We start from the raw sequence: 23,684 nt of genomic DNA, 5'->3' as shown, positions 1-23,684 counted from the left end.
GGACTCAACTAACGCTCCTGCTGGTGAGTGGGGCTCGGGTAGCTGCCGGTCTGGCCGCTGCCGGCCTGACGGCCCTGAGCGATACCCCGACGGAGATTGGTCAGCCGTCCGCGTACGTCGTCAGGCGCACGCGACACCTGCGGACCGGCCTGGTGCTGTTGCTGCTGAGCCGTGCCCGGTACGAGGTTCGCCCGGGGCACCCGGCGCGGCAGGCCGGAGGTGGTGACACCGCCGGAGGCGGGCTGCCGGACGCGCTCGGCCTGCCGGACGAGGTCGTCGTTGGGCGAGGTGCGCCAGGAGCCGGTGGCCGAGCCGCCGCCACTGCCGTTACCGCCGTTTCCGTTCGCGCCGCTGCCGTTCGCACCGCGCCGGGGCGCGGGCGCGGGTGCCTGCGGCTGCGCTGCCGCGGCCGCGCCCTCCTGCGGACCGCCGTGGAACCAGTTGGTCTCCAGCGTGTCGTACAGCGGGGTACGGCCGTCCAGGGGGCCGCTGGCCGGCGGCAGCGCCTCCGGCTCGCGCTGCACCGGGCGCGGCGGCTGCGGCTGCGGGGCCGGCGGGCGCGGGGCGCCGAAGTCGTCGCGGGCGGGCGGCTGCGGGCGCTCGAACTGTCCGGTGTGGGCCGGGTTCTGCCGTCCGGGCAGGGCGTGCTGGCCGGTGGAAGCGGCGTCGAAACCGCCCTCGTAGGCCTGCGGAGCCGTGAACCGGCCGGTGTCCCGCGCGCTGTCGTCAGGCCGCGCGGGCGCCGGGGCGCCGAAGACGTCGGAACGGACGTACTGCCCCGAGTCCTGCTGACCGTCGTGCCCGCCATGAGCGGCGGGGGAGCCGGGAGCGCCGGCACCGTCGAACCGGCCCGGCAGCTGCGGAGCCTCGGGACGGGCGAACTGGCCGGTCTGCTGCGCGATGTCCGGGCGCGGGAACTCGCCGGTCTGCTGGGGGCTGTCCGGGCGGGCGAACTGCCCGGTCTGCTGGGGGGCGTCGGGCCGGGGGAACTGGCCCGTGTGCGGGGTGCTGTCGAAGCCGTTCAGCTCGGCGCGCGGGAACTCGCCCGTGGCGGAGGGACCCTGGTCGTCGAACGCGGGTATCGCCGGTATCTCCGCCGTCGAGCCGGGGCCCTGGCGGTCGTCGACGCGCGGCATGCGCGCGGTGTGCGCCGGGCCCTGCTCGTCGTGGCCGCGCGGGGTGTCCAGCGAGGCACGCGACAGCGGGGGACGGTTGTCGGCCCAGCCCGGGGTGCGCGACGGGGCGTCGCCGCCGGGCAGTTCGGCCCGCGGCCCGCCGCGCGGCGGCAGCTGGGGCTGCCGGCCCTGCTCGGCGGGGGCGCCGGGGCGCCGCGGGCCGCGGCCGCCGAAGGCGTCCGCCTGCGGCCCGGCCGGGTTCGCGGCCTGGAGGTTCTGCGGGGCGCCCGGCGTCTGACCACCGAAGAAGTCACCGGCACCGGAACCGGCGGGGGCCGGCCGGCCCTGCTGCGGACCACCGGGGCCGCCGAACGCACCTGCACCGCCGGGACCACCCTGGGGGCCACGCGCACCGCCCGGCGCACCGGGACGACCGCCCTGGCCCGCGCCGGGCAGCGCGGCCCGGGGACCCTGGCCGGCACCGACCTGGCCGCGCGGAGCCGGACCGGCACCGAGCAGCCCGCCACCGGCCGGGGCGCCGCCGCCCGCGTTGCCGGCCTGCCGCCGGGCCGCGGCAGCGCCCGCGGCGGCCTGCGCGGCGGCGGGGCCACCGCTGCCGCCGGGTCCGCCCGGCTTGCCCGGAGCGGGCTTCTTGCCGCCCTGGGCGACGTCCACGGGCAGCATGACCAGCGCGGTCGTACCACCGGAGTCGGACGGGCGCAGCTGGATGCGGATGCCGTGCCGCTGGGACAGCCGGCCGACCACGAACAGGCCCATGCGGCGGGAGACGGAGACGTCCACGGTGGGCGGCGAGGCGAGCCGCTCGTTGATCGCCGCGAGGTCCTCGGGGGACAGGCCGATGCCCGTGTCGTGGATCTCGATCAGGACCCGGCCGTCGGGCAGCGCGTGACCGGTGACCTTGACCTTGGTCTGCGGCGAGGAGAACGAGGTCGCGTTCTCCAGCAGCTCGGCGAGCAGGTGCACGAGGTCGTTGACGACGCGGCCGGCGACCTCGGTGGTGGGCACGGAGGCCAGCTCGATGCGCTCGTACTGCTCCACCTCGGAGGCGGCGGCGCGGAGCACGTCGACCAGCGGGACCGGGCGGGTCCAGCGCCGGCCGGGCTCCTCACCGGCGAGGACGAGGAGGTTCTCGCCGTTACGGCGCATACGCGTGGCGAGGTGGTCGAGCTTGAACAGCGAGGACAGCTGGTCCGGGTCGGCCTCGCGGGACTCCAGTTCGGAGATGAGCGACAGCTGGCGCTGGATCAGGCCCTGGGAGCGGCGCGAGAGGTTGGTGAACATCGCGTTGACGTTGCCCCGCAGCAGGGCCTGCTCGGCGGCGAGGCGGACCGCCTCGCGGTGGACGTCGTCGAAGGCCGCGGCCACCTGGCCGATCTCGTCCCGCGAGTGCACACCGACGGACTCCACGGAGGTGTCGACGTCCTGCGGGTCGGACTCCGACAGCTGCTTGACCAGCTCGGGCAGACGGTCCTGGGCGACCTTGGTCGCGGTCTCCTGCAGCCGGCGCAGCGAGCGGATCATGGAGCGGGCCACGACGAACGCGCCGACCAGCGACACGCCGAGCACGAGCAGGATCAGCGCACCGGAGATGATGGCGTCCTGCTGGGTGGCGCTCTTCAGCTCGCGGGCCTTCTGCTCCATCTCCTCGAGCAGCGTGTGCTCGATCTTCTTCATCTGGTCGATCTTGGTCGAGCTGTCGTCCACCCAGTCGCGGTACGACCGCGCCGGCAGCTGCTGCATGCCGTTGGGGGACTCGAAGGCGCGCTTGGCGTAGGTGTCGGCGGCCTCGATCGTCGGGTTGCCCGCGTCGATCGGCTTGAGCAGTTCCTCGGCGTTCTGGCTGGCGTAGATCTTGCGGAAGATCGCCAGCTCGGAGTTCTCGCTCCCGTACGCGGACTGGCCGTAGAGGCGGTCGTTCTCGGTGAGGTCGCCCTTGGAGGCGGTGTTCGCGGGCAGCGCGGCGGCGATCGTGGCGCGCTCCACGGAGGCGTACTCCTTGGCGGTGGAGAAGGCCGCCAGGGCGCGGGTGCGGGAGATCATCTCCGGGTTGCTGGACGCCTCGGCCATGTCCTGGGACAGCGAGATCAGCTGGGTGATCAGGCGGTGGTAGGACTCGATGGTCTGGGTCGAGTTGCCCTGCGCCTGGTAGGCGGAGCGGCGGATCTTGGCCAGGTCGTCCAGCTGGTTGGCGAGGCCGACGAGCGCGTCGCGGACGCCCTGCAGCTGGCCGTCCTTGCTGGCCGCGTCGATCTGCTCGGAGGCGTTGAGGAAGTTCTCGCGGGCCTGGTCGGTCTTCTGCTGGTAGCCCTTGACCGTGTAGTCGGTCGCCTTCAGGCCGTGCGACAGGGGACCGGCGGACTGGTCGCGCTCCTCCTGGAGCGCGGCGGCCAGTTCCGTGGCCTGCTTGGTCATGTCCGTCAGCAGCTTCATGTTGTCGAGCTGCTGGATGTCGTTGATGTTCTGGTCGATGCGCAGCGCGCCCAGCGAGGTCGCCGCGACCACGGGGAGGGCGAGCAGGGAGACCAGGCGCGTGGAGATGCGCCAGTTGCGCAGGGCCATGCGTGAGCCGGGACCGGCGGAGCCCTTGGCGGGCTTCACGGTCGGCGTGGTGGCCGCGGCGCCGCCGGGGGAGGCGGTCGAGGAGGTCGGGCCCGACGCGCCGGGCCGGCCGCCGCGCTCACCGCCGTCGCCGGACGGGGCCGGGCCCGGGTTCTGGGCGTGCTGGGGGGAGGAGCCGCCCTTCATGGGAGCAGTCCCGTCGTGCGGCTCCGGCTCCGCCGAAGCGCTGCCATCCCTCTTGAAACGTCCCTGCACTAGCGTCGCAACCTCTGGACCAGGCACCCCTCCGCGCGAACGGAGGGACACGGTGTCGGCGTCGTGGAGAGCGCCCTGAATACGCCCCCCGATGGTCTTGAGTGACCGGCGCTGGTTCCCCCCTGTTCTCGCCCGCCACTCGGCGCTGCGTCGCGCCCCCTGTGCGCCGGCTCGATCCTGCGGCGGTCCGTGGAATTCCAGCACAGTGCCGGATCTCCAACAAGGGCCGTGGGCCGAGCCGTGACCTCGGTGACATGCTGTGAGCGCCACGTCACCTGCCGTGGAAGCCTATCCCGTGCATATCGGGCGTATCCCGGCGAGTCGCCGGTCGGTGCCAGGTGTCCCAGTCGCCATGATCAGGAGCGGAATGATGGCTTCAGGGGGTCAATGTCCGTTTCGTCGGGGCGGATTGCTGGCGCGTTTTGACTCGTTTGTCCGCGAGGTCGTGAGCAAACTCACACGCCCCCCGGGGGCAGTTGGCGCCATCGGTGGGGAATCGGATGTTTAGCCTGACGCTTTACAAGAGGGGCGACTCTGCCAACCCACTCGACCAGAGGGCACAGGACGACAACGGTGAAGACGACGATGATGTTCCACAAGATCGCAAACCCGCGGCGCACGACCCTGGCGCATCTCAAGGACGCCGGCGAGCTGCAGACCCCCGAGCTGCCGGAGCACTCCGTCGACCTCCCCACCCAGACGGCCAACCCCAGGCGCACCGTCCTCATGGACGTCCCGGCTCCGGCGGCAGCCGCACAGTAGCCGACCGGCGCTCACCTGTTCCGCCGAATTCCGGGGCGCCCGGAATTCGGCGGACCGCTATTTCGGGCGGATTGCGGCACACCGACCGGTTAACCTGGGACGACAGTACGCCGGTTCTAGTTGAGGGGCGCAAGGATCCCGTGCGCATCGCCAGGTTCTCCATCGACGGGAACGTCGCCTTCGGCGCGGTCGAGGGCGACAAGCAGGACGAACTCGTCCTCGACATCATCAAGGGCATCCCGTTCGCGGACTACGAGCTGTCCGGTACGAAGGTGCCGCTGAGCAAGGTCAGACTGCTCCCGCCGGTGCTCCCCAACAAGGTCGTGGCCTTCGGCCGCAACTACGCCGACCACGCGCGCGAGCTGGGCAACGAGGTGCCCGAGGCGCCCTTCGCCTTCTTCAAGCCGTCCACCTCGGTGATCGGCCCCGGGGACGACATCCAGTACCCCTCCTTCTCCGAGGAACTGCACCACGAGGCCGAGCTGGCCGTCGTGATCGGCCGCATGTGCCGCGAGGTCCCGCGCGAGCGCGTCAAGGACGTGATCTTCGGCTACACCTGCGCCAACGACGTCACCGCGCGCGACGTGCAGAAGCGTGAAAAGCAGTGGGCCCGGGCCAAGGGCTTCGACAGCTCCTGCCCGCTCGGCCCCTGGGTGGAGACGGACCTCGACCTGGAGCGCGCGAACGACCTCACGGTCCAGCTCACGGTCAACGGCGAACAGCGCCAGCTCGGCCGTACCAGCGAGATGATCCACCCCATCGAGGACCTGGTCGTCAACCTCTCCGAGGCCATGACCCTGCTCCCCGGCGACGTCATCCTCACCGGCACCCCCGCGGGGGTCGGCCCCCTGAACGTCGGCGACGAGGTCGCCGTCACCATCGAAGGCATCGGCACACTCACCAACAAGGTTGTCAAGCGTGGCTAGCGCACCCTCCCCCAAGCCCTCGGCTTCGCCCGAGCAGGGGGCACCCCGACCCGTACGCGTCCGTTTCTGCCCCTCGCCCACCGGCAACCCCCACGTGGGCCTGGTCCGCACCGCCCTGTTCAACTGGGCGTTCGCCCGGCACCACCAGGGCACCCTGGTCTTCCGCATCGAGGACACCGACGCGGCCCGCGACTCGGAGGAGTCGTACAACCAGCTCCTCGACGCGATGCGCTGGCTCGGCTTCGACTGGGACGAGGGCCCGGAGGTCGGCGGCCCGCACGCGCCGTACCGCCAGTCGCAGCGCATGGACATCTACGCCGACGTCGCGCGCAGGCTCCTGGACGCCGGCCACGCCTACCACTGCTACTGCTCCCAGGAGGAGCTGGACACCCGCCGCGAGGCCGCCCGCGCCGCCGGCAAGCCTTCCGGCTACGACGGCCACTGCCGCGACCTGAGCGCCGAGCAGGTCGAGGAGTACCAGGCCCAGGGCCGCACCCCGATCGTCCGCTTCCGGATGCCGGACGAGACGATCACCTTCACCGACCTGGTCCGCGGCGAACTGACCTTCACACCGGAGAACGTGCCGGACTACGGCATCGTCCGCGCCAACGGCGCCCCGCTGTACACGCTGGTCAACCCGGTCGACGACGCCCTGATGGAGATCACCCACGTCCTGCGCGGCGAGGACCTGCTCTCCTCCACCCCGCGCCAGATCGCGCTCTACAAGGCGCTGACGGAGCTGGGCATCGCCAAGGGCGTCCCCGCGTTCGGCCATCTCCCCTACGTGATGGGCGAGGGCAACAAGAAGCTCTCGAAGCGTGACCCGCAGTCGTCGCTGAACCTCTACCGGGAGCAGGGCTTCCTGCCCGAGGGCCTGCTCAACTACCTGTCCCTGCTGGGCTGGTCGCTCTCCGCGGACAAGGACATCTTCTCGATCGAGGAGATGGTCGCCGCCTTCGACATCTCGGACGTGAACCCCAACCCGGCGCGCTTCGACCTGAAGAAGTGCGAGGCGATCAACGCCGACCACATCCGCATGCTGCCCGTGAAGGACTTCACGGAGCGCTGCCGCCCCTGGCTCCAGGCGCCCTTCGCGCCCTGGGCGCCGGAGGCCTTCGACGAGGTCAAGTGGGAGGCGATCGCCCCGCACGCGCAGACCCGCCTGAAGGTCCTGTCGGAGATCACCGACAACGTCGACTTCCTGTTCCTGGCGGAGCCCGTCTTCGACGAGCCGTCGTGGACGAAGGCGATGAAGGAAGGCTCCGACGCCCTCCTGCGCACGGTCCGCGAGAAGCTTCAGTCCGCGGACTGGACGTCCCCGGAGTCCCTGAAGGAGGCCGTCCTGGCGGCCGGCGAGGCCCACGGCCTCAAGCTCGGCAAGGCCCAGGCCCCGGTCCGCGTCGCCGTCACCGGCCGCACCGTCGGACTGCCGCTCTTCGAGTCCCTGGAAGTCCTGGGCAAGGACAAGACGCTGGCGCGGATCGACGCGGCGCTGGCGAAGCTCACCGCCTGACCGACCCGCAGGCGACAGGGGCGGCAACCGGATCTCCGGCTGCCGCCCCTGCCGCGTCGGTCACCGGGCGTCGGCTTCGTCGATCAAGTAGTGGTTCTCGTCAAAGATCTCCAGTACGACGATGACCATGATCGCGCCGGCCACCCTGTACTCCAGCATGACGCCCGGCGCGACGTACGCCCTACGCAGATGCTCGTCGGGCCCCAGCTGTGCGGCCGACGTCTTCCGGAACGGGTCGCGCGCCAGTATGCGTACGGCCCTGTCCAACTGTGCCCGGCGCTCTGCGGGCAGGGCGTCGTACGTCGCACGGGCCTCGACGGTGAACTGGACGCGGTACTCGTTCATAGCCCTCAGCGTGTCAGCCGTTCGGCGGTACCGTCGGTGCCATGACGATCAGAGCCGTGGTCTGGGACGTGGACGACACCCTCTTCGACTACACGACCGCGGACCGGCGGGGCATGCGGGCGCATCTGGTGGCCGAGGGGCTGCTCGAGGGGTACGGCGGCGTCGAGGAGGCGCTGGCGCGGTGGCGGGAGGTCACCGACCAGCAGTGGGCGCGGTTCGCGGCGGGGGAGCGCGGCTTCCAGGACCAGCGGCGCGACCGCGTGCGCGTGTTCCTCGGACGGGACGCGCTGACCGACGCCGAGTGCGACGCCTGGTTCCAGCGGTACATACGGCACTACGAGGCCGCCTGGAGCCTCTTCCCGGACGTCCTGCCCGCCTTGGAGGCGCTCTCCGCCACTCACCGGCACGCGGTGCTGTCCAACTCCAGCCTCACGGTCCAGGAGCCCAAGCTGCGCACCCTCGGCATCCTCGACCGCTTCGAGGCCGTCCTGTGCGCCGCCGAGCTGGGCGTCTCCAAGCCGCGGGCGGAGGCCTTCCTGGCCGTCTGCGAGGCCCTGGGGCTGCCGCCGCACGAGGTGGCGTACGTCGGCGACCACCCGGAGATCGACGGCCGGGGCGCCGCCGAGGCCGGGCTGGTGTCGGTGTGGATCGACCGCGCGGCGGCCTGCGTACGGGCCGGCGCGGAGGCCGCCGGGGAGATCCTCGCGCACCGGATCACGAGCCTCGCCGAACTCCCGGCGCTCGTCCGCGCGGATACCCGTTTTGGAGCCCCGTCCACCTTCGGGTAATGTTCTTCCTGCGCCGAGGGGAGCGGGCCGAAAGGCCGGAGCCCCGAGGAGCACGCTAGAACGAGAACCCCGCAGGGGCTTGAGTTCCAGTGGCCTATGGTGTAATTGGCAGCACGACTGATTCTGGTTCAGTTAGTCTTGGTTCGAGTCCAGGTAGGCCAGCTCGCAGAGCTTATCTGCAAAGCCCCCGTTGTGTAGCGGCCTAGCACGCTGCCCTCTCAAGGCAGTAGCGCCGGTTCGAATCCGGTCGGGGGTACTGATCTCGATCTTGTCGGGATCGCTAGGGCCCCCGTTGTGTAGCGGCCTAGCACGCCGCCCTCTCAAGGCGGTAGCGCCGGTTCGAATCCGGTCGGGGGTACTGACTGGTCTAAACCATCATTGGTCTATGGTGTAATTGGCAGCACGACTGATTCTGGTTCAGTTAGTCTTGGTTCGAGTCCAGGTAGACCAGCTCGGACCTGCGGAAACGCAGTGTCCACGCCCCCGTTGTGTAGCGGCCTAGCACGCCGCCCTCTCAAGGCGGTAGCGCCGGTTCGAATCCGGTCGGGGGTACAGGAGGAAGGCCCTCCGCTTCGGCGGAGGGCCTTCGTCGTGCCCGGCGCCGGCTCACTCGAAGCCGTACCGCCGCGCCGTCTCCTCCTCCTGGGCCAGCCGGTGCAGCGCCTGCAGCAGCGGCTCGTTGAGGATCGCCCCGAGGACCGCGAACTCGACCCGCTCCGCCTCCGACGGGTGCGTCTCCATGTTGTCGAGGTCGAGGACGGCGGTCCGGTGCATCAACTCGGCGTAGGGCGCGATCTGTTCGGCCCCCCAGTCGTAGCCGAGCCGGCGGAACGCGGCCACCGCGACCACCAGTGAGCGGTACGCGGGCGAGATGGTCGTGAGCTGCTGGGCGTTCCGCCAGCCGAGCCGGTCCAGGAGCGCGTCCACCTCCTCGTGCGCGGCCCGGACGTCCTCGTCGTCCTCGTCCGGCTCCGGCAGCTGCGGCAGCGCCCACAGCGCCGCGCCCACGCGGATCGTGCGGCCGAGCGAGTCGTCGTCCACGTGCCCGAGCACCTCGCGCACCTTCGCCACCGGCACCCGGCCCACCTGGATCATCGCCCGCACCAGGCGCAGCCGGCGCAGATGCTCCTCGTCGTACTCGGCCGTCCTCGCGTTGATCTGGCGGCCCGGCGGCAACAGCCCTTCGCGCAGGTAGTACTTGATCGTCGCCGTGGCCACGCCACTGCGCTCGCTCAGCTCGGCCAGTCGCATCTCTTGCGCTCTCTCTCGGATAGGGGCACTATCCAATCATCGCCCATTGGATAGCTTGGCTCACCAACGAGGGGGACGTGGTCATGGTGACCCGTACGACCGCTGACGCGAAGGGCGAGGTCGTCGTCCTGCTGATCGGCATGCGCATCAACCGCTTCTGGGCGGTGCACCTGTGGCTTCCGGTGATGCTCGCCATGCTCCGCATGCTGCGGGACCTGCGGAAGGAACCGGGGCGGGGGCTGCTCGGCCACGTCCTGCTGACGGCCTCGCCGCGCACGTACTACGTCGTGCAGTACTGGGAGTCCAAGGAGAAGCTGTACGGCTACGCGACCGCGCCGGACGCCTTCCACCACACGGCCTGGGCGCGCCTCAACCGCAAGGAACGGGCCGGGAAGCTGCGCGGACAGGTCGGCATCTGGCACGAGACGTACGTCGTGCCGGAGGGGTCGTACGAGGCGATCTACGGCGACATGCCCGCGTTCGGGCTGGCGGCCGCGCACGGGCAGATCCCGCTGGAGAAGCGGGGCCGGTACGCGAAGGACCGGTTCGCCTACCGCTCGCGGCAGGCGCCGGTGGCCGAGCAGACCGGCTGACCCGGGGGACGGGGGAGCGAGGGGGGCCTGCCGCGGCGTTGAGGCAGGCCCCCCTCGGCGTTCCGTACGGCTCCCGCTCAGCCCGAGCGGCGCAGGGCCTCCGACAGGCGCGCCGCGGCGTCGATGACGGCCTGGGCGTGCATACGGCCGGGATGGCGCGTCAGGCGCTCGATCGGGCCGGAGACGGACACCGCGGCCACCACGCGGTTGGAGGGGCCGCGCACGGGCGCGGAGACGGACGCCACGCCCGGCTCCCGCTCGCCGATCGACTGGGCCCAGCCCCGGCGCCGTACGCCCGACAGGGCCGTCGCCGTGAAGCGGGCGCCCTGCAGGCCCCGGTGCAGGCGCTCCGGCTCCTCCCAGGCCATCAGGATCTGCGCCGAGGAGCCGGCCTTCATCGTGAGCGTGGAGCCCACCGGGACGGTGTCCCGCAGGCCGGACAGGCGCTCCGCCGCGGCCACGCAGATGCGCATGTCGCCCTGGCGCCGGTAGAGCTGCGCGCTCTCGCCGGTGACATCGCGCAGGTGAGTGAGCACCGGGCCGGCCGTGGCGAGCAGGCGGTCCTCGCCGGCCGCCGCCGCCAGTTCCGCGAGGCGCGGGCCGAGAATGAAACGGCCCTGCATGTCGCGTGCCACCATGCGGTGGTGTTCCAGGGCCACGGCCAGGCGGTGGGCCGTGGGTCGTGCCAGTCCGGTGGCCCCGACCAGACCCGCGAGGGTGGCCGGACCGGACTCCAGAGCGCTCAGGACGAGGGCCGCCTTGTCCAGAACGCCGACGCCGCTACTGTTGTCCATGCAACGATACTCACGTCTCACTCTGTGAAACGCAAGTTCAATTTTCCGTGGAACGCGCCACCCTGGAATCACACAGGCGGCCCGCGGACCAACGGGCCCGGTGGCGGACGCCCGGAATCACGACTTTCAGGGGCCCCCAAGAAGGGCAGCCGCCGCATCCCCAAGATCTCTAGTTGGGCCGGCGCACGTTTGCCGGCCGGAGGGAAAGCGATGGGTAGGACACTCGCGGAGAAGGTCTGGGACGACCATGTCGTCCGGCGCGCCGAGGGCGAGCCCGACCTCCTCTACATCGATCTGCACCTGCTGCACGAGGTGACCAGCCCGCAGGCCTTCGACGGGCTGCGCAAGAGCGGCCGCCGGGTGCGCCGCCTCGACCTCACCATCGCGACCGAGGACCACAACACCCCCACCCTCGACATCGACAAGCCCATCGCCGACCCGGTCTCCCGCGCCCAGCTGGAGACGCTGCGCAAGAACTGCGCCGAGTTCGGCGTGCGCCTGCACCCGCTCGGCGACGTCGAGCAGGGCGTCGTCCACGTGGTGGGCCCGCAGCTGGGCCTGACCCAGCCGGGCACGACCGTCGTCTGCGGCGACTCGCACACCTCCACCCACGGCGCCTTCGGCGCGCTGGCGTTCGGCATCGGCACCTCGCAGGTCGAGCACGTGCTGGCCACCCAGACGCTGCCGATGGCCCGCCCGAAGACCATGGCGATCACCGTCGAGGGCGAGCTGCCCGAGGGCGTCACCGCCAAGGACCTGATCCTGGCGATCATCGCGAAGATCGGTACGGGCGGCGGCCAGGGCTACGTCCTGGAGTACCGCGGCTCCGCCATCGAGAAGCTCTCGATGGAGGCCCGGATGACGATCTGCAACATGTCGATCGAGGCCGGCGCCCGCGCGGGCATGATCGCCCCCGACGAGACCACCTTCGCCTACCTCAAGGGCCGCCCGCACGCTCCCGAGGGCGCCGACTGGGACGCCGCGGTGGAGTACTGGAAGACGCTGCGCACCGACGAGGACGCGGTCTTCGACGCCGAGGTCGTCATCAACGCCGCCGAGCTGTCCCCGTTCGTCACCTGGGGCACCAACCCCGGCCAGGGCGCGCCGCTTTCGGCGTCCGTCCCCGACCCGGCTTCGTACGAAGACGCCTCGGAGCGCCTCGCCGCCGAAAAGGCCCTGGAATACATGGGGTTGGAGGTCGGCCAGCCGCTGCGCACCATCAAGGTGGACACCGTCTTCGTAGGCTCCTGCACCAACGGCCGCATCGAGGACCTGCGCGCCGCCGCCGACATCCTGCGCAGCCGCAAAGTCGCCGACGGCGTACGGATGCTGGTCGTCCCGGGCTCCGCGCGCGTGGGTCTGCAGGCCGTCTCCGAGGGCCTGGACGTGGTCTTCAAGGAGGCCGGCGCCGAATGGCGGCACGCGGGCTGCTCGATGTGCCTCGGCATGAACCCCGACCAGCTGGCCCCCGGTGAGCGCTCCGCGTCCACCTCCAACCGCAACTTCGAGGGCCGGCAGGGCAAGGGCGGTCGTACGCACCTGGTGTCGCCGCAGGTCGCGGCGGCCACCGCCGTCCTGGGCCACCTGGCCTCCCCGGCCGACCTGACCGACGTCGTCACGCCCGCTGGAGTCTGAGAAATCATGGAAGCCTTCACCACGCACACCGGCCGGGCCGTGCCGCTGCGCCGCAGCAACGTCGACACGGACCAGATCATCCCTGCTCACTGGCTCAAGAAGGTGACCCGGGACGGGTTCGAGGACGGGCTGTTCGAGGCCTGGCGCAAGGACCCCGAGTTCGTCCTCAACCGCCCCGAGCGGCAGGGCGCGACCGTCCTGGTCGCCGGCCCCGACTTCGGCACCGGCTCCTCCCGTGAGCACGCCGTCTGGGCGCTGCAGAACTACGGCTTCAAGGCCGTGATCTCCGCCCGCTTCGCGGACATCTTCCGGGGCAACTCGCTGAAGAACGGCCTGCTCACGGTGGTCCTGGACCAGAAGGTCGTGGACGCGCTGTGGGAGCTGACCGAGGCCGATCCCACGGCCGAGATCACCGTCGACCTGGAGAGCCGTGAGGTGCGAGCCGAGGGCGTCACCGCCTCCTTCGAGCTGGACGAGAACTCCCGCTGGCGGCTGCTGAACGGCCTGGACGACATCTCCATCACGCTGCAGAACGAGACCGACATCGCCGCCTACGAGGCCAAGCGGCCGGGCTACAAGCCGCGCACGCTCCAGGGCTGATTTCGGCCACCGCAACACCCCCTCTGTACCCCCGATCGCCACGATTGGGGGTACAGCCATGTCCGGCCCCGGACCGACCTGCGGGATTCTTACGGTCTGCTCAACTTCCCACGTTAGACAGGGCGTTGACCGGGTAGGTGAGTGCAGTGATCGCGCCCTCCGCAAGTGCCTGGAAGGCCATTTGAGGCGGCAGTTGCCCCCTGCGCAGGCGACAACTCGCCCCAGATGGCACAATCTGTGCATGGAACACGACGGCCAACTCCAGCTCTATGCGGCGGTCGCGAACCAACTCAAGGAAGCGCACGCAAGGGTGCGCGCACTGCAAGTCCCGGAGGGCGTACGGATGGCGCTGACCCGGAAGCTGCTGGTCATTACGGCCGCGGCCAAACACGATCTCGCCGCTGCGGCGAGGCGGCTCGAGCGGTTCAACGCGGACCTCGACGAGGGACGGATCCCCGAAGAGGACCGCTGAACAGCCCGGGAGCGCCGAATCCGTTGCGGCACAAGGGTGATAAGCCCGTTTCGTGTTTGATTTGCGGTATATATCTGCCTAACGTGCGAAAAAGCTTGAACACTTTCGTTCTGGCGATGTCTCCGAAGGGGAAGACGTGAACAAGGCGCAGCTCGTAGAAGCGATTGCCGACAAGATGGGTGGCCGCCAGCAGGCTGCCGATGCTGTCGATCATGTCCTGGACGCCATCGTCCGCGCGGTCGTCGCGGGCGAGCGGGTCTCGGTCACCGGCTTCGGGTCCTTCGAGAAGGTGGACCGCCCCGCCCGTTACGCCCGCAACCCCCAGACGGGCGAGCGGGTTCGGGTCAAGAAGACCTCCGTGCCGCGCTTCCGCGCCGGTCAGGGCTTCAAGGACCTGGTCAGCGGCTCGAAGAAGCTGCCGCGCGGCGGCGAGGTCGCCGTCAAGAAGGCGCCCAAGGGCAGCCTGACCGGCGGTGCTTCCGTGACGGTCAAGAAGGCCGCCGCGAAGAAGACCACCAAGGCGGCCGCGAAGAAGACCACGGCCAAGAAGGCGGCTCCGGCGAAGAAGACCACCACCGCCGCCGCCGCGAAGAAGGCGGCCGCGAAGAAGGCGCCCGCCAAGAAGACCACGACGGCCGCCAAGACCACCGCGGCGAAGAAGACCACCGCCAAGAAGGCGACGGCCAAGAAGGCCCCGGCGAAGAAGGTCACCGCGAAGAAGGCGCCGGCCAAGAAGTCGACGGCCCGCAAGACCACGGCGAAGAAGACCGCCGCCCGCAAGGCGACGTCGTAAGTCCACCAGGGCACTCACGCGCCGGGCCGGACTCCCTCGGGAGTCCGGCCCGCGGCGTGTGCGGGGGCGGTCACAGCGTCTGCAGGGTGACGAGCGTGATCCGCAGGGCCTCGCCCTCGCCCTCGGTCTCGATCCGTACGCGCTGCCCGGGGCGCAGCAGCCGCAGGCCCCCCGCGTCGAACGCCGCCGTGTCGTACGGCACCGGGGTGCCGTCGTCGAGCAGCACCTGTCCGCTGCGGGTCTCGGGGTCGTAGGTGTATGCGGTGGCCTGCATGGACTTCAGCCTACGGGGCGATCGGCAAACCCGCCGCGGCGGCCGCCGAGTAGCGCCCGACCCCCAGCGCCAGCGCCGCCCGCAGATCGTCCCCGGTGTCCACGTCCTGCCGTACGGAATCCACCTCCGCCAGCGTCAGTTCCGTCGCGCCCGAAGCCCGGTGCCGGGCGCGGGAATCGATACCGAATGCCGGCCGCAATTCCTGTTCCGGCGCCGCCGCCAGCAACGTCGTGCCGATCCCCGCCGCGTCCGCGAGGAATGCGCGCGGGAAAAGCGCCGCGGCGTCCAGGACCCGTGCCAGTTCCCGTGACCGCAGCGCCGGCAGATCGGCGTTCAGGGCCGCGACGGCGCCGCCGGGGCGCATTGCGCGTACCGCCGCCGCACCGTGCGCCAGAGCGGCGTTCAGGCCGTCCGCCGGGGTGTCCGGCACGATGCGGGCGCCCAGCGCCGCCAGCTCGCGCCCGGCCCGTTCGTCGTCCGTGACGACCGCCACACCCGCCACCGCCTCGCAGCCGAGCGCCGCGGCCACGGTGTCCTGCGCGAACGCGAGGGCCAGCCCCGGGCGCACCCCGTCCGCGGCCGTGTCCGACAGCCTGCTCTTGGCCCGCGCCAGGGGCTTCAGGGGGATGACCAAGGTCCACTGCACCGGCGTACCGCCCCTCTCTCGTCGCGCCCATTGTCGCCCGGCCCCTGCGGGGACACGGGGGCCGGGGCGTACGGTGTCCTCGACAGACCGGCGGCCCGGGGCGACACTTGTGCGGCCCCCCGCCGGGGGTGGCGTCCTAGAGGAAGGTGTCCTTGTGCCCCGCCGCAGAATCGGCTTCTGGTACCGCTTCGCCGCGGTGATCTGCAAACCGCCGCTGGTGGTTCTGATCAAGCGGGACTGGCGCGGAATGGAGCACATTCCGGCCGAGGGCGGATTTATCACCGCGGTGAACCACAATTCCCACGTGGACCCCTTCGCGTACGCGCACTATCAGTACAACACCGGGCGGGTTCCGCGATTCCTGGCGAAGAGCGGGCTTTTCAAGAAGGGATTCGTCGGCGCCGCCATGCGCGGTACCGGGCAGATCCCCGTCTACCGCGAGTCCACCGACGCGCTCAGCGCCTTCCGGGCCGCGATCGACGCCGTGGAGCGCGGCGAGTGCGTCGCCTTCTACCCCGAGGGCACCCTCACCCGCGACCCGAACGGCTGGCCCATGACCGGCAAGACGGGCGCCGCGCGCGTGGCCCTGCAGACCAAGTGCCCGGTCGTCCCGGTCGCCCAGTGGGGCGCCAACGAACTGCTGCCGCCGTACGCCAGGAAACCGGACCTCTTCCCGCGCAAGACCCATCACGTGCTCGCGGGGCCGCCCGTGGATCTCTCGCGCTTCTACGGCAAGGAGATGACGCCGGAGGTGCTGAAGGAGGCCACCGAGGTCATCATGGCGGCCATCACCCGCCTGCTGGAGGAGATCCGCGGCGAGAAGGCGCCGGAGACGCCCTACGACCCGCGCCGCGAGCGGATCGAGCAGCGGCGCCGCACCCAGGCGCAGACGCAGGGCAAGGAACCGGAGGGGCAGGGCAAGTGAGCAAGGCGGTCAAGACGGCGGTCTTCAGCGCCGGTTCGTGGGGCACGGCCTTCGCGATCGTGCTCGCCGACGCCGGGTGCGAGGTCACCCTGTGGGCCCGGCGCGCCGAGGTCGCCGAGGCGATCAACACCACCCGTACCAACCCCGACTACCTGCCGGGCGTCGAACTCCCCGAGAACGTCCGGGCGACGACCGACCCCGCCGAGGCCCTCGCCGGCGCCGACTTCACGGTCCTGTCCGTGCCCTCCCAGACCCTGCGCGAGAACCTCGCCGAGTGGGCCCCGCTGCTCGCCCCGGACACCGTGCTCGTCTCCCTGATGAAGGGCGTCGAACTCGGCTCCGCCATGCGGATGAGCGAGGTCGTCCAGGACGTCGCCAAGGTCGGCCCCGAGCGCATCGCCGTCGTCACCGGGCCCAACCTGGCCCGGGAGATCGCCGCCCGGATGCCCGCCGCAGCCGTCGTGGCCTGTGCCGACGAGGCCGTCGCCCGGCGCCTGCAGGCCGCCTGCCACACGCCGTACTTCCGGCCCTACACCGAGACCGACGTGGTGGGCTGCGAGCTGGGCGGTGCCGTGAAGAACGTCATCGGGCTCGCCGTCGGCATCGCGGACGGCATGGGCCTCGGCGACAACGCCAAGGGCTCGCTCATCACGCGCGGGCTCGCCGAGACCGCGCGGCTCGGGGTCGCGCTCGGCGCCGACCCGCTGACCTTCTCCGGCCTCGCGGGCCTCGGTGACCTGGTCGCCACCTGCTCCTCGTCGCTCTCGCGCAACCACACCTTCGGCTTCAACCTCGGCAAGGGGATGAGCCTCGCGGAGACCATCGCGGTCACCAAGCAGACCGCCGAGGGCGTCAAGTCCTGCGAGTCCGTGCTGGATCTGGCCCGCCGGCACGGCGTCGACATGCCCATCACCGAGACGGTCGTCGCCATCGTGCACGAGGGCAAGTCGCCCGTGACCGCCGTCAAGGAGCTGATGTCGCGCAGCGCGAAGCCCGAGCGACGCTGAGCGAACCCGCTCGCCTCTGTCCGTTCCCGTCCGGGACTTTGTCCGTTCCCAGGCGGAGTCGACGCTGTATCCGGGCTCTACCAACGGGTACCCTCAAGCCGATATGAGCACCGAGAACCTTCCCCAGAGCCCTGAGCAGCCGTCGCGGAAGCCGCGCGTGGCCGTCGTGTTCGGCGGGCGCAGCTCCGAACACGGGATCTCCGTGGTCACCGCCGGCGCCGTCCTCAAGGCCATCGACCGGACGAAGTACGACGTCCTGCCGATCGGCATCACCCGGGACGGCCGTTGGGCCCTCACCGCCGACGAACCGGAGCGGATGGCGATCACCGACCGCCGTACCCCCGCCGTCGAGGAACTGGCCGAGTCGCACGAGGGCGGCGTGGTGCTCTCCGTGGACCCCGCGAACCGCGAGGTCGTCTACAGCGAGCCCGGCTCCGTGCCCAAGGCGCTCGGCGAGGTCGACGTGGTCTTCCCGGTGCTGCACGGCCCCTACGGCGAGGACGGCACCCTCCAGGGCCTCCTGGAGCTGTCCGGCGTGCCGTACGTGGGCGCCGGGGTGCTCGCCTCGGCCGTCGGCCAGGACAAGGAGTACATGAAGCGGATCTTCACCTCGTTCGGGCTGAAGGTCGGCCCCTACCTGGTGATCCGCCCCCGCGAGTGGGCGCAGGACGAGTCCGCCGCCCGCAAGAGGATCGTCGACTTCGCCGGCGAGCACGGCTGGCCGCTGTTCGTGAAGCCCGCGCGCGCGGGCTCGTCCATCGGCATCACCAAGGTCGAGGACCTGTCCGGCCTGGACGAGGCGATCGCCACCGCGCAGGCCCACGACCCGAAGATCCTGATCGAGGCCGCCGTAAGGGGCCGCGAGATCGAGTGCGGCGTCCTGGAGTTCGAGGACGGCCCGCGCGCCTCCGTACCGGCCGAGATCCCGCCGCCGGACGCGCACGCCTACTACGACTTCGAGGCCAAGTACATCGACTCCACGCCCGGAATCGTCCCGGCGCCGCTGACGGCCGAGGAGACCGCCGAGGTGCGCAGGCTCGCGGTCGAGGCGTTCGAGGCGGCCTCCTGCGAGGGCCTGGTCCGCGCGGACTTCTTCCTCACCGAGGACGGCGAGTTCGTGATCAACGAGATCAACACCCTGCCCGGCTTCACGCCGATCTCGATGTACCCGCAGATGTGGCAGGCCACCGGCGTCGGCTACCCCGAGCTGATCGACCGCCTGGTGCAGGCGGCGCTGCGCCGCCCGACCGGCCTTCGCTGACCGGCCGGCCGGTCACCCGCGCATGGAGGCGATCCCCGTGGGGATCGCCTTCCTGACGGCCCCCGCGAGGCCCGTGAGCACGACCGTGCCCTGGTCCTGCGCGGACATCCCCTTGGGCAGGCCGATCTGCACATAGGCCACGCGGCCCGCCGTGGTGAACCGCCAGGTGCCGTCGGCCTGCTTCTCCATCAGCCAGTCGACGCCGTCCACCTCGCCCGCGATCGCGTCCGGGTCGGCCCCCTGGGCCACCTTCGGGTCGACCATCTTCGGCGGCCGTACGACACCGCAGCGCAGTATGATCGCCGGGCTTCCCCAGCCCGCCGTGTAGGCGGACCGGGGTGCGGGGTCGTTACGGCTCCGTCCGTCGAGCTTCCGCGGCAGCAGCTTGTGCAGGTCCCGGCACACCGGGGCCGTCTTCGCGTCGGGGGTGGGAACCGCCACCGAGGCGCTGTCGTCCCCCGCGGAACAGCCCGCGACCGCGATCAGCAGCGCGGGCGCGAGCAGGGCGAGGGGCCGGTGACGGAAGAAGTTCACCGGGCCAAGCGTAGACGGGGGCTAGATGTGCACGACCGGACAGGTCAGGGTGCGCGTGATGCCGTCCACTTGCTGGACCTTGGCGACCACCATCCGGCCGAGGTCGTCGACCGTGTCGGCCTGGGCGCGCACGATGACATCGTACGGACCCGTGACGTCCTCGGCCTGGATCACTCCAGGGATCTTGCTGATCGTCTCGGCGACGGTCGACGCCTTGCCGACCTCCGTCTGGATCAGGATGTACGCCTGTACCACGGAACCTCCAGAGCGGCCACGAGGATCATGTGGGGAAAAGGAACGCCACGGTATCGCGTCGCCGCTCCCCGAGGGGAGACCCGCGGGCACCGGGCTTGCGCGCCAGGGTGCAGGCACGACGGAAGTTGACGGTCGTCCTCGACCGCAACGGACGGTCGTCCCGGCCGGACGGCGGCCGAAGGCGACCGCGCCGACGGTCATCTCGACCGTATCGGGGACACTGATGACGCGCGACCGGGCACGACCAGGGAGAGAAGGGGAGCCAAGGGAAATGAAGGGCACTGTTGGTGAGCTCGGGGAGTTCGGGCTCATCAGGGAGCTCACCTCCCGTCTCACCACCACCCCGGCGGTCCGGATCGGCCCCGGCGACGACGCCGCGGTGGTCGCCGCGCCCGACCGGCGTGTGGTGGCCAGCACCGACATCCTGCTGGAGGGCCGGCACTTCCGCCGCGACTGGTCCACGGCCTACGACGTCGGCCGCAAGGCCGCCGCCCAGAACCTCGCCGACATCGCCGCCATGGGCGCCGTGCCGACCGCGCTGCTGCTCGGCCTGGTGGTCCCGGCCGAACTCCCGGTGACGTGGCCCAGCGAGCTGATGGACGGCCTGCGCGACGAGTGCCAGGTCGCCGGCGCCTCCGTGGTCGGCGGGGACGTCGTACGCGGTGACACGATCATGGTGTCGATCACCGCGCTCGGCGATATGCGGGGCCAGGAGCCCGTCACGCGGGCGGGCGCCCAGCCCGGCGACCTGGTGGCCGTCACGGGCTGGCTGGGCTGGTCCGCGGCCGGCTACGCGGTCCTGTCCCGGGGCTTCCGCTCCCCGCGCGCGTTCGTGGAGGCCCACCGCCGCCCCGAGCCGCCGTACCACGCGGGACCGGCCGCCGCCGGGCTCGGCGCGACCGCCATGTGCGACGTGAGCGACGGGCTGATCGCCGACCTCGGGCACATCGCCGAGGCCAGCAAGGTCCGCATCGACATCCGCTCCGGCGCGATCGACATCCCGACCCAGATGAACGACATCGGCCAGGCCGTCGGCGTCGACCCGCTGCAGTGGGTGCTGACCGGGGGAGAGGACCACGCGATCGTCGCGACCTTCCCGGCGGACACCAAGCTCCCGGCCCGCTGGAAGGTCATCGGCGAGGTCCTCAACCCCTCCGCGCTGCCCCAGGTGACCGTCGACGGGGCGCCCTGGACCAGCAAGGGCGGCTGGGACCACTTCGGGGACATCGAGTCGTGATCCCGCCCAGGGTCCTGACGGTGGCGGGCTCCGACTCCGGGGGCGGGGCCGGCATCCAGGCCGACCTGAAGACGATGGTGGCGCTCGGCGTGCACGGGATGAGCGTGATCACGGCCGTGACCGCGCAGAACTCGCTGGGGGTGCAGGGCGCCTGGGAGCTGCCCGTGGAGGCGGTACGCGCCCAGTACCGCAGCGTGGTGGACGACATCGGCGTCCAGGCGGTCAAGACCGGCATGCTGGGCTCGGCGGAACTGGTCGAGGCGGTCGCCGAGTTGATCTCCGGCACGGACGCCCCGGCCGTGGTGGACCCGGTGGGCGTCTCCAAGCACGGCGATCCGCTGCTGGCCGCCACCGCACTGGACTGCGTGCGCACGCAGCTGCTGCCGGCGGCGACCGTGGCGACCCCGAACCTGGACGAGGTGGCCCGACTCACGGGGGTGCGCGTCGCATCAGAGGCCGATCTGCGGCGGGCGGCGGCCGCGGTGCTGGCGTACGGGCCCCGGTGGGCGCTGATCAAGGGTGGTCATCTGCCCGGCGCCTCGGACGCCGTGGACCTGCTGACGGACGGCTCGGCGGAGTACTGGCTGCGCGCCCCGCGCCACGACAACCGGCACACGCACGGCACGGGCTGCACACTGGCCTCCGCGATCGCGTCGGGGCTGGCGAAGGGGCTCGGCGTGCCCGAGGCCGTCGCGCGGGCCAAGGAGTACGTCACGGGCGCGATCGCCCACGGCTTCGCCCTGGGGGCGGGGATCGGGCCGGTGGACCACGGCTGGCGCCTGCGGGACTGACGACGGGCTACGGCAAAAAGCCGGCCCACCCTCGGGTGGACCGGCTCAGTGCAGCGAACCAGCAGTGGCCGCGCGCTCAGCTGTTGGCGTCAGCGCGAGACCTTGCCGGCCTTGATGCACGAGGTGCAAGCGTTCACGCGCTTCGGCGTCCCGCCGACCACGGTACGCACACGCTGGATGTTCGGGTTCCAGCGGCGGGACGTACGGCGGTGCGAAAACGAGATGTTGTTGCCGAAGCCCGGCCCCTTGCCGCAGACGTCGCAGTTGGCAGCCACGGGTCACTCCAAAGACTTCAGATGCACTTACGGTTGATCCCGGCATGCCGGGATCGAGATCTGAGATCTGAGTGGCGCTGCCAGGGGAATGGCCCGATCTGGATCGGGCAACCGGAGCAGCATACAACGACTGCGTCCGTGCAACGAAACTACCATGGCGGCCCGGACCCCCGCCCGCGGCCCTCTTCCGCCGGGGACCGGCTCGGGGTCTACGCTGCGTCCCACGTACGGCCGGCTCAGGGAGGCGCAGGTGGCGCAGGTGCCGCAGACATTCTTCGATGCTCTCGCGGTGCGCACCTGGTGCGGTCTGGCGCTCGGCGCGCTGGGGCGGGCGCGCGAGGAGATCGACGCGATCAACGTCTACCCGGTGGCCGACGGGGACACCGGCACGAATCTCTACCTCACCCTGGAGTCGGCGGCGACGGCCGTGGAGGCCGTGTTCGCCGGGTACGAGACGGGCTTCGGCGCGGGTACGGGTCCGCACGCCGCGCCGGGCGCGGGCTCGGGGTCCCAGGCGGCCGGCTCCGGTGCCGGCCCGGGGAGCGCGGAGCCGTCTCTCGCGGACGCCGTGCACGCGATGGCCCACGGAGCGCTCATCGGGGCCCGGGGCAACTCGGGGACGATCCTGGCGCAGCTGCTGCGGGGGATGGCCCAGGTGCTCGCGCGGGGCGACGAGGCGTCGCGCGTCGACGGCGCCGGGCTGCGGCTGGCGCTGCGGCGGGCCGCCGACTCCGCCCGGCAGGCGGTGGCGCACCCCGTCGAGGGCACCGTGCTGACCGTCGCGTCGGCCGCCGCCGACGCCGCCGAGGCGGCCGAGGGCGACTGCGGGGCGGTCGCGCGGGCGGCCTACGAGGGCGCGCGAGCGGCCCTGGCGGCCACTCCGGACCAGCTGGAGGTGCTCGGCAGGGCAGGGGTGGTCGACGCCGGCGGACGCGGCCTCGTGGCGGTGCTGGGCGCGCTGGTGGAGGCGTTCACGGGCGAGGCGGTACGGGAGCCGCCGGGGGCCTCGGGCGTCACGGGAGCCTCGGGTGTCTCAGGGGCCGTGGGCGAGGGGCACGCGCGCGGGGCGGTCGTCTCCCAGGCCGGGCCGTGCGCGGACAGTACGGGCACGGACGGGCCCGCGTACGAGGTGATCTATCTCCTGGAGGCCGACGACAGGGCCGTGGCCCGGCTCCGGGAGCGGCTCGACGCCCTCGGCGACTGCCTGGTCGTGGTCGGCGGCGACGGGCTGTGGAACGTCCATGTGCACGTCGACGACGCGGGCGCCGCCGTGGAGGCGGGCGTGGAGGCCGGGCGGCCGTACCGGATCCGGATCACGCACTTCGGGCTCGGGGACGTGCACACCGGGCGGGGGCGGCCCCCGCGCGAGCGCGTGCAGCGGGCCGTCGTCGCCGTCGTGCCCGGCGAGGGCCTGGCCGGGCTGTACACCGAGGCCGGCGCCACCACCGTCCTCGCGCGCCCCGGGGAGCCGCCCGCCAGCGGTGAGCTGGTCCAGGCGCTGCGGCGGGCCCACGCGCGCGAGGTCGTCCTGCTGCCCAACGACACCGAGCTGCGCCACACGGCCGCCGCGGCCGCCGAGCAGGCCCGGACCGAGGGCATCCGCGTGGCCCTGATCCCGACCCGCTCGGCGGTCCAGGGCATCGCCGCGCTCGCCGTGCACGAGCCGGGGCGCCGGTTCGACGAGGACGTCGTGCAGATGACCTCGGCGGCGGGCGCCACCCGGTACGGCGAGGTCGTCGTCGCCGAGCACGAGTCCTGGACGACGGCCGGGGTCTGCCAGGCCGGGGACGTCCTCGGGCTGATCGACGGGGACGTGGCGGTGATCGGCCCCGACGTCTGCGCCACCGCCGGCACGGTCCTGGACCGCATGCTCCAGGCCGGCGGCGAGCTGGTCACCCTTGTCGTCGGCGACGAGGCCCCCGAGTCCGTCGCCGACCACCTGCGGGGCCGGGTCCGGGACTCCTACCTCGCCGTCGACACCGTGGTGTACCGGGGCGGCCGGCAGGGGGCGCTGCTGCTCATCGGCGTGGAGTGACCCACGCACGCGGCAGCGGGCA

At 71.7% G+C, this 23,684-nt stretch carries 24 protein-coding genes and 5 tRNA genes; 20 read left to right on the top strand and 9 right to left on the bottom strand.

Annotated features, from left to right (window positions below):
- Nucleotides 1-8: 8 nt before the first annotated feature.
- Nucleotides 9-3,950 (bottom strand): sensor histidine kinase, encoded by a 3,942-nt coding sequence (locus ACZ60X_RS21100; RefSeq protein ID WP_469600495.1) that lies wholly within the window; start codon nt 3,948-3,950, stop codon nt 9-11.
- Between the two features lie 573 nt (nt 3,951-4,523).
- Between ACZ60X_RS21100 and ACZ60X_RS21095 the strand changes: the two genes are divergently transcribed.
- From ACZ60X_RS21095 to gltX, 3 genes are all read left to right on the top strand, one after another.
- Entirely contained in the window at nt 4,524-4,712 is a 189-nt protein-coding gene (locus ACZ60X_RS21095) for a hypothetical protein (protein WP_469600493.1), read from the top strand.
- Nucleotides 4,713-4,852: 140 nt separating this feature from the next.
- A complete protein-coding gene (locus ACZ60X_RS21090) occupies nt 4,853-5,638 on the top strand; it encodes a fumarylacetoacetate hydrolase family protein (protein WP_469600491.1) in 786 nt (261 codons plus the stop codon).
- Entirely contained in the window at nt 5,631-7,151 is a 1,521-nt protein-coding gene (gene gltX / locus ACZ60X_RS21085) for a glutamate--tRNA ligase (RefSeq protein ID WP_469600489.1), read from the top strand. The genes ACZ60X_RS21090 and gltX overlap by 8 nt, the downstream gene beginning before the upstream one ends.
- A gap of 60 nt (nt 7,152-7,211) precedes the next feature.
- On the opposite strand, the gene ACZ60X_RS21080 is transcribed toward gltX, so the two are convergent.
- Nucleotides 7,212-7,496, bottom strand: coding sequence for a type II toxin-antitoxin system RelE family toxin (locus ACZ60X_RS21080; RefSeq protein ID WP_469600486.1), 285 nt, complete (start codon nt 7,494-7,496; stop codon nt 7,212-7,214).
- A 41-nt stretch (nt 7,497-7,537) separates the two neighbouring features.
- Between ACZ60X_RS21080 and ACZ60X_RS21075 the strand changes: the two genes are divergently transcribed.
- The 6 genes from ACZ60X_RS21075 to ACZ60X_RS21050 all read left to right on the top strand — a co-directional run bounded on the left by ACZ60X_RS21075 (nt 7,538) and on the right by ACZ60X_RS21050 (nt 8,836).
- Nucleotides 7,538-8,284 (top strand): HAD family hydrolase, encoded by a 747-nt coding sequence (locus ACZ60X_RS21075; protein ID WP_469600484.1) that lies wholly within the window; start codon nt 7,538-7,540, stop codon nt 8,282-8,284.
- Between the two features lie 90 nt (nt 8,285-8,374).
- A tRNA-Gln gene (locus tag ACZ60X_RS21070) sits at nt 8,375-8,446 on the top strand.
- Nucleotides 8,447-8,467: 21 nt separating this feature from the next.
- Nucleotides 8,468-8,540: transfer RNA gene (locus ACZ60X_RS21065), tRNA-Glu, on the top strand.
- Between the two features lie 29 nt (nt 8,541-8,569).
- Nucleotides 8,570-8,642, top strand: a tRNA-Glu gene (locus tag ACZ60X_RS21060).
- 21 nt (nt 8,643-8,663) lie between these two features.
- A tRNA-Gln gene (locus ACZ60X_RS21055) sits at nt 8,664-8,735 on the top strand.
- Between the two features lie 28 nt (nt 8,736-8,763).
- Nucleotides 8,764-8,836: transfer RNA gene (locus ACZ60X_RS21050), tRNA-Glu, on the top strand.
- Nucleotides 8,837-8,890: 54 nt separating this feature from the next.
- On the opposite strand, the gene ACZ60X_RS21045 is transcribed toward ACZ60X_RS21050, so the two are convergent.
- Nucleotides 8,891-9,535 (bottom strand): MerR family transcriptional regulator, encoded by a 645-nt coding sequence (locus ACZ60X_RS21045; protein WP_469600481.1) that lies wholly within the window; start codon nt 9,533-9,535, stop codon nt 8,891-8,893.
- 83 nt (nt 9,536-9,618) lie between these two features.
- Between ACZ60X_RS21045 and ACZ60X_RS21040 the strand changes: the two genes are divergently transcribed.
- Nucleotides 9,619-10,128, top strand: coding sequence for a DUF4188 domain-containing protein (locus ACZ60X_RS21040; protein WP_469600478.1), 510 nt, complete (start codon nt 9,619-9,621; stop codon nt 10,126-10,128).
- Nucleotides 10,129-10,205: 77 nt separating this feature from the next.
- Here the strand turns inward: ACZ60X_RS21040 and ndgR are convergent, their stop codons facing one another.
- Complete coding sequence (gene ndgR, locus ACZ60X_RS21035; protein WP_009320373.1) at nt 10,206-10,922, bottom strand: IclR family transcriptional regulator NdgR; 717 nt, start codon at nt 10,920-10,922, stop codon at nt 10,206-10,208.
- 210 nt (nt 10,923-11,132) lie between these two features.
- Here ndgR and leuC point away from each other — a divergent pair, with 210 nt between their 5' ends.
- The 4 genes from leuC (at nt 11,133) to ACZ60X_RS21015 (ending at nt 14,422) form a co-directional block, all read left to right on the top strand.
- Nucleotides 11,133-12,557 (top strand): 3-isopropylmalate dehydratase large subunit, encoded by a 1,425-nt coding sequence (gene leuC / locus ACZ60X_RS21030; protein WP_469600475.1) that lies wholly within the window; start codon nt 11,133-11,135, stop codon nt 12,555-12,557.
- Nucleotides 12,558-12,563: 6 nt separating this feature from the next.
- A complete protein-coding gene (leuD, locus tag ACZ60X_RS21025) occupies nt 12,564-13,157 on the top strand; it encodes a 3-isopropylmalate dehydratase small subunit (protein WP_469600473.1) in 594 nt (197 codons plus the stop codon).
- 241 nt (nt 13,158-13,398) lie between these two features.
- Nucleotides 13,399-13,629, top strand: a complete 231-nt coding sequence (locus ACZ60X_RS21020; protein ID WP_158925195.1) for an SCO5555 family protein — start codon at nt 13,399-13,401, stop codon at nt 13,627-13,629.
- A gap of 136 nt (nt 13,630-13,765) precedes the next feature.
- Nucleotides 13,766-14,422: an HU family DNA-binding protein gene (locus ACZ60X_RS21015; protein ID WP_469600471.1), complete on the top strand. Its 657-nt coding sequence runs from the start codon at nt 13,766-13,768 to the stop codon at nt 14,420-14,422.
- A gap of 70 nt (nt 14,423-14,492) precedes the next feature.
- On the opposite strand, the gene ACZ60X_RS21010 is transcribed toward ACZ60X_RS21015, so the two are convergent.
- Both ACZ60X_RS21010 and cofC read right to left on the bottom strand, forming a co-directional pair.
- Nucleotides 14,493-14,696, bottom strand: a complete 204-nt coding sequence (locus ACZ60X_RS21010; RefSeq protein ID WP_469600469.1) for a hypothetical protein — start codon at nt 14,694-14,696, stop codon at nt 14,493-14,495.
- Nucleotides 14,697-14,706: 10 nt separating this feature from the next.
- Nucleotides 14,707-15,342, bottom strand: coding sequence for a 2-phospho-L-lactate guanylyltransferase (gene cofC, locus ACZ60X_RS21005; protein ID WP_469600466.1), 636 nt, complete (start codon nt 15,340-15,342; stop codon nt 14,707-14,709).
- Between the two features lie 154 nt (nt 15,343-15,496).
- Here cofC and ACZ60X_RS21000 point away from each other — a divergent pair, with 154 nt between their 5' ends.
- The 3 genes from ACZ60X_RS21000 (at nt 15,497) to ACZ60X_RS20990 (ending at nt 18,535) form a co-directional block, all read left to right on the top strand.
- A complete protein-coding gene (locus ACZ60X_RS21000) occupies nt 15,497-16,267 on the top strand; it encodes a lysophospholipid acyltransferase family protein (RefSeq protein WP_469600463.1) in 771 nt (256 codons plus the stop codon).
- Nucleotides 16,264-17,274, top strand: a complete 1,011-nt coding sequence (locus ACZ60X_RS20995) for an NAD(P)H-dependent glycerol-3-phosphate dehydrogenase (protein ID WP_469600461.1) — start codon at nt 16,264-16,266, stop codon at nt 17,272-17,274. The genes ACZ60X_RS21000 and ACZ60X_RS20995 overlap by 4 nt, the downstream gene beginning before the upstream one ends.
- Before the next feature lie 103 nt (nt 17,275-17,377).
- Entirely contained in the window at nt 17,378-18,535 is a 1,158-nt protein-coding gene (locus ACZ60X_RS20990; protein WP_469600459.1) for a D-alanine--D-alanine ligase family protein, read from the top strand.
- Between the two features lie 12 nt (nt 18,536-18,547).
- Here the strand turns inward: ACZ60X_RS20990 and ACZ60X_RS20985 are convergent, their stop codons facing one another.
- Together ACZ60X_RS20985 and ACZ60X_RS20980 are read right to left on the bottom strand one after the other, a co-directional pair.
- The gene (locus ACZ60X_RS20985; RefSeq protein WP_469600457.1) at nt 18,548-19,069 is read right to left on the bottom strand and encodes a DUF3515 domain-containing protein; all 522 of its coding nucleotides are present in this window, start codon (nt 19,067-19,069) and stop codon (nt 18,548-18,550) included.
- 21 nt (nt 19,070-19,090) lie between these two features.
- Nucleotides 19,091-19,324 (bottom strand): Lrp/AsnC family transcriptional regulator, encoded by a 234-nt coding sequence (locus ACZ60X_RS20980; RefSeq protein ID WP_307622642.1) that lies wholly within the window; start codon nt 19,322-19,324, stop codon nt 19,091-19,093.
- A gap of 271 nt (nt 19,325-19,595) precedes the next feature.
- Here ACZ60X_RS20980 and ACZ60X_RS20975 point away from each other — a divergent pair, with 271 nt between their 5' ends.
- On the top strand, nt 19,596-20,561 hold the full coding sequence (locus ACZ60X_RS20975) for a thiamine-phosphate kinase (RefSeq protein ID WP_469600452.1): 966 nt from the start codon (nt 19,596-19,598) through the stop codon (nt 20,559-20,561).
- Nucleotides 20,561-21,352 carry a bifunctional hydroxymethylpyrimidine kinase/phosphomethylpyrimidine kinase gene (gene thiD, locus ACZ60X_RS20970; protein WP_469600753.1) on the top strand — a complete coding sequence of 264 codons (792 nt, stop codon included), beginning with the start codon at nt 20,561-20,563 and terminating at the stop codon, nt 21,350-21,352. Before ACZ60X_RS20975 ends, thiD begins: the two co-directional genes overlap by 1 nt.
- Before the next feature lie 89 nt (nt 21,353-21,441).
- On the opposite strand, the gene rpmB is transcribed toward thiD, so the two are convergent.
- Nucleotides 21,442-21,627 carry a 50S ribosomal protein L28 gene (rpmB, locus tag ACZ60X_RS20965; RefSeq protein ID WP_009190838.1) on the bottom strand — a complete coding sequence of 62 codons (186 nt, stop codon included), beginning with the start codon at nt 21,625-21,627 and terminating at the stop codon, nt 21,442-21,444.
- Nucleotides 21,628-21,877: 250 nt separating this feature from the next.
- Between rpmB and ACZ60X_RS20960 the strand changes: the two genes are divergently transcribed.
- A complete protein-coding gene (locus tag ACZ60X_RS20960) occupies nt 21,878-23,662 on the top strand; it encodes a DAK2 domain-containing protein (protein ID WP_469600449.1) in 1,785 nt (594 codons plus the stop codon).
- Nucleotides 23,663-23,684: the final 22 nt, after the last annotated feature.

It is taken from the genome of Streptomyces sp. NPDC104106 (assembly GCF_055584345.1).
This window is presented reverse-complemented; position numbering and strand designations above follow the sequence as displayed.

Excerpts from the sequence above, each read along its gene's own strand:
- ACZ60X_RS21080 (WP_469600486.1), bottom strand. The coding sequence starts at position 7,496 with ATGAACGAGTACCGCGTCCAGTTCACCGTCGAGGCCCGTGCGACGTAC.
- ACZ60X_RS21075 (WP_469600484.1), top strand. The coding sequence starts at position 7,538 with ATGACGATCAGAGCCGTGGTCTGGGACGTGGACGACACCCTCTTCGAC.
- ACZ60X_RS21045 (WP_469600481.1), bottom strand. The coding sequence starts at position 9,535 with ATGCGACTGGCCGAGCTGAGCGAGCGCAGTGGCGTGGCCACGGCGACG.
- ACZ60X_RS21040 (WP_469600478.1), top strand. The coding sequence starts at position 9,619 with ATGGTGACCCGTACGACCGCTGACGCGAAGGGCGAGGTCGTCGTCCTG.
- ndgR (WP_009320373.1), bottom strand. The coding sequence starts at position 10,922 with ATGGACAACAGTAGCGGCGTCGGCGTTCTGGACAAGGCGGCCCTCGTC.
- leuC (WP_469600475.1), top strand. The coding sequence starts at position 11,133 with ATGGGTAGGACACTCGCGGAGAAGGTCTGGGACGACCATGTCGTCCGG.
- leuD (WP_469600473.1), top strand. The coding sequence starts at position 12,564 with ATGGAAGCCTTCACCACGCACACCGGCCGGGCCGTGCCGCTGCGCCGC.
- ACZ60X_RS21020 (WP_158925195.1), top strand. The coding sequence starts at position 13,399 with ATGGAACACGACGGCCAACTCCAGCTCTATGCGGCGGTCGCGAACCAA.
- ACZ60X_RS21010 (WP_469600469.1), bottom strand. The coding sequence starts at position 14,696 with ATGCAGGCCACCGCATACACCTACGACCCCGAGACCCGCAGCGGACAG.
- ACZ60X_RS20990 (WP_469600459.1), top strand. The coding sequence starts at position 17,378 with ATGAGCACCGAGAACCTTCCCCAGAGCCCTGAGCAGCCGTCGCGGAAG.
- ACZ60X_RS20975 (WP_469600452.1), top strand. The coding sequence starts at position 19,596 with ATGAAGGGCACTGTTGGTGAGCTCGGGGAGTTCGGGCTCATCAGGGAG.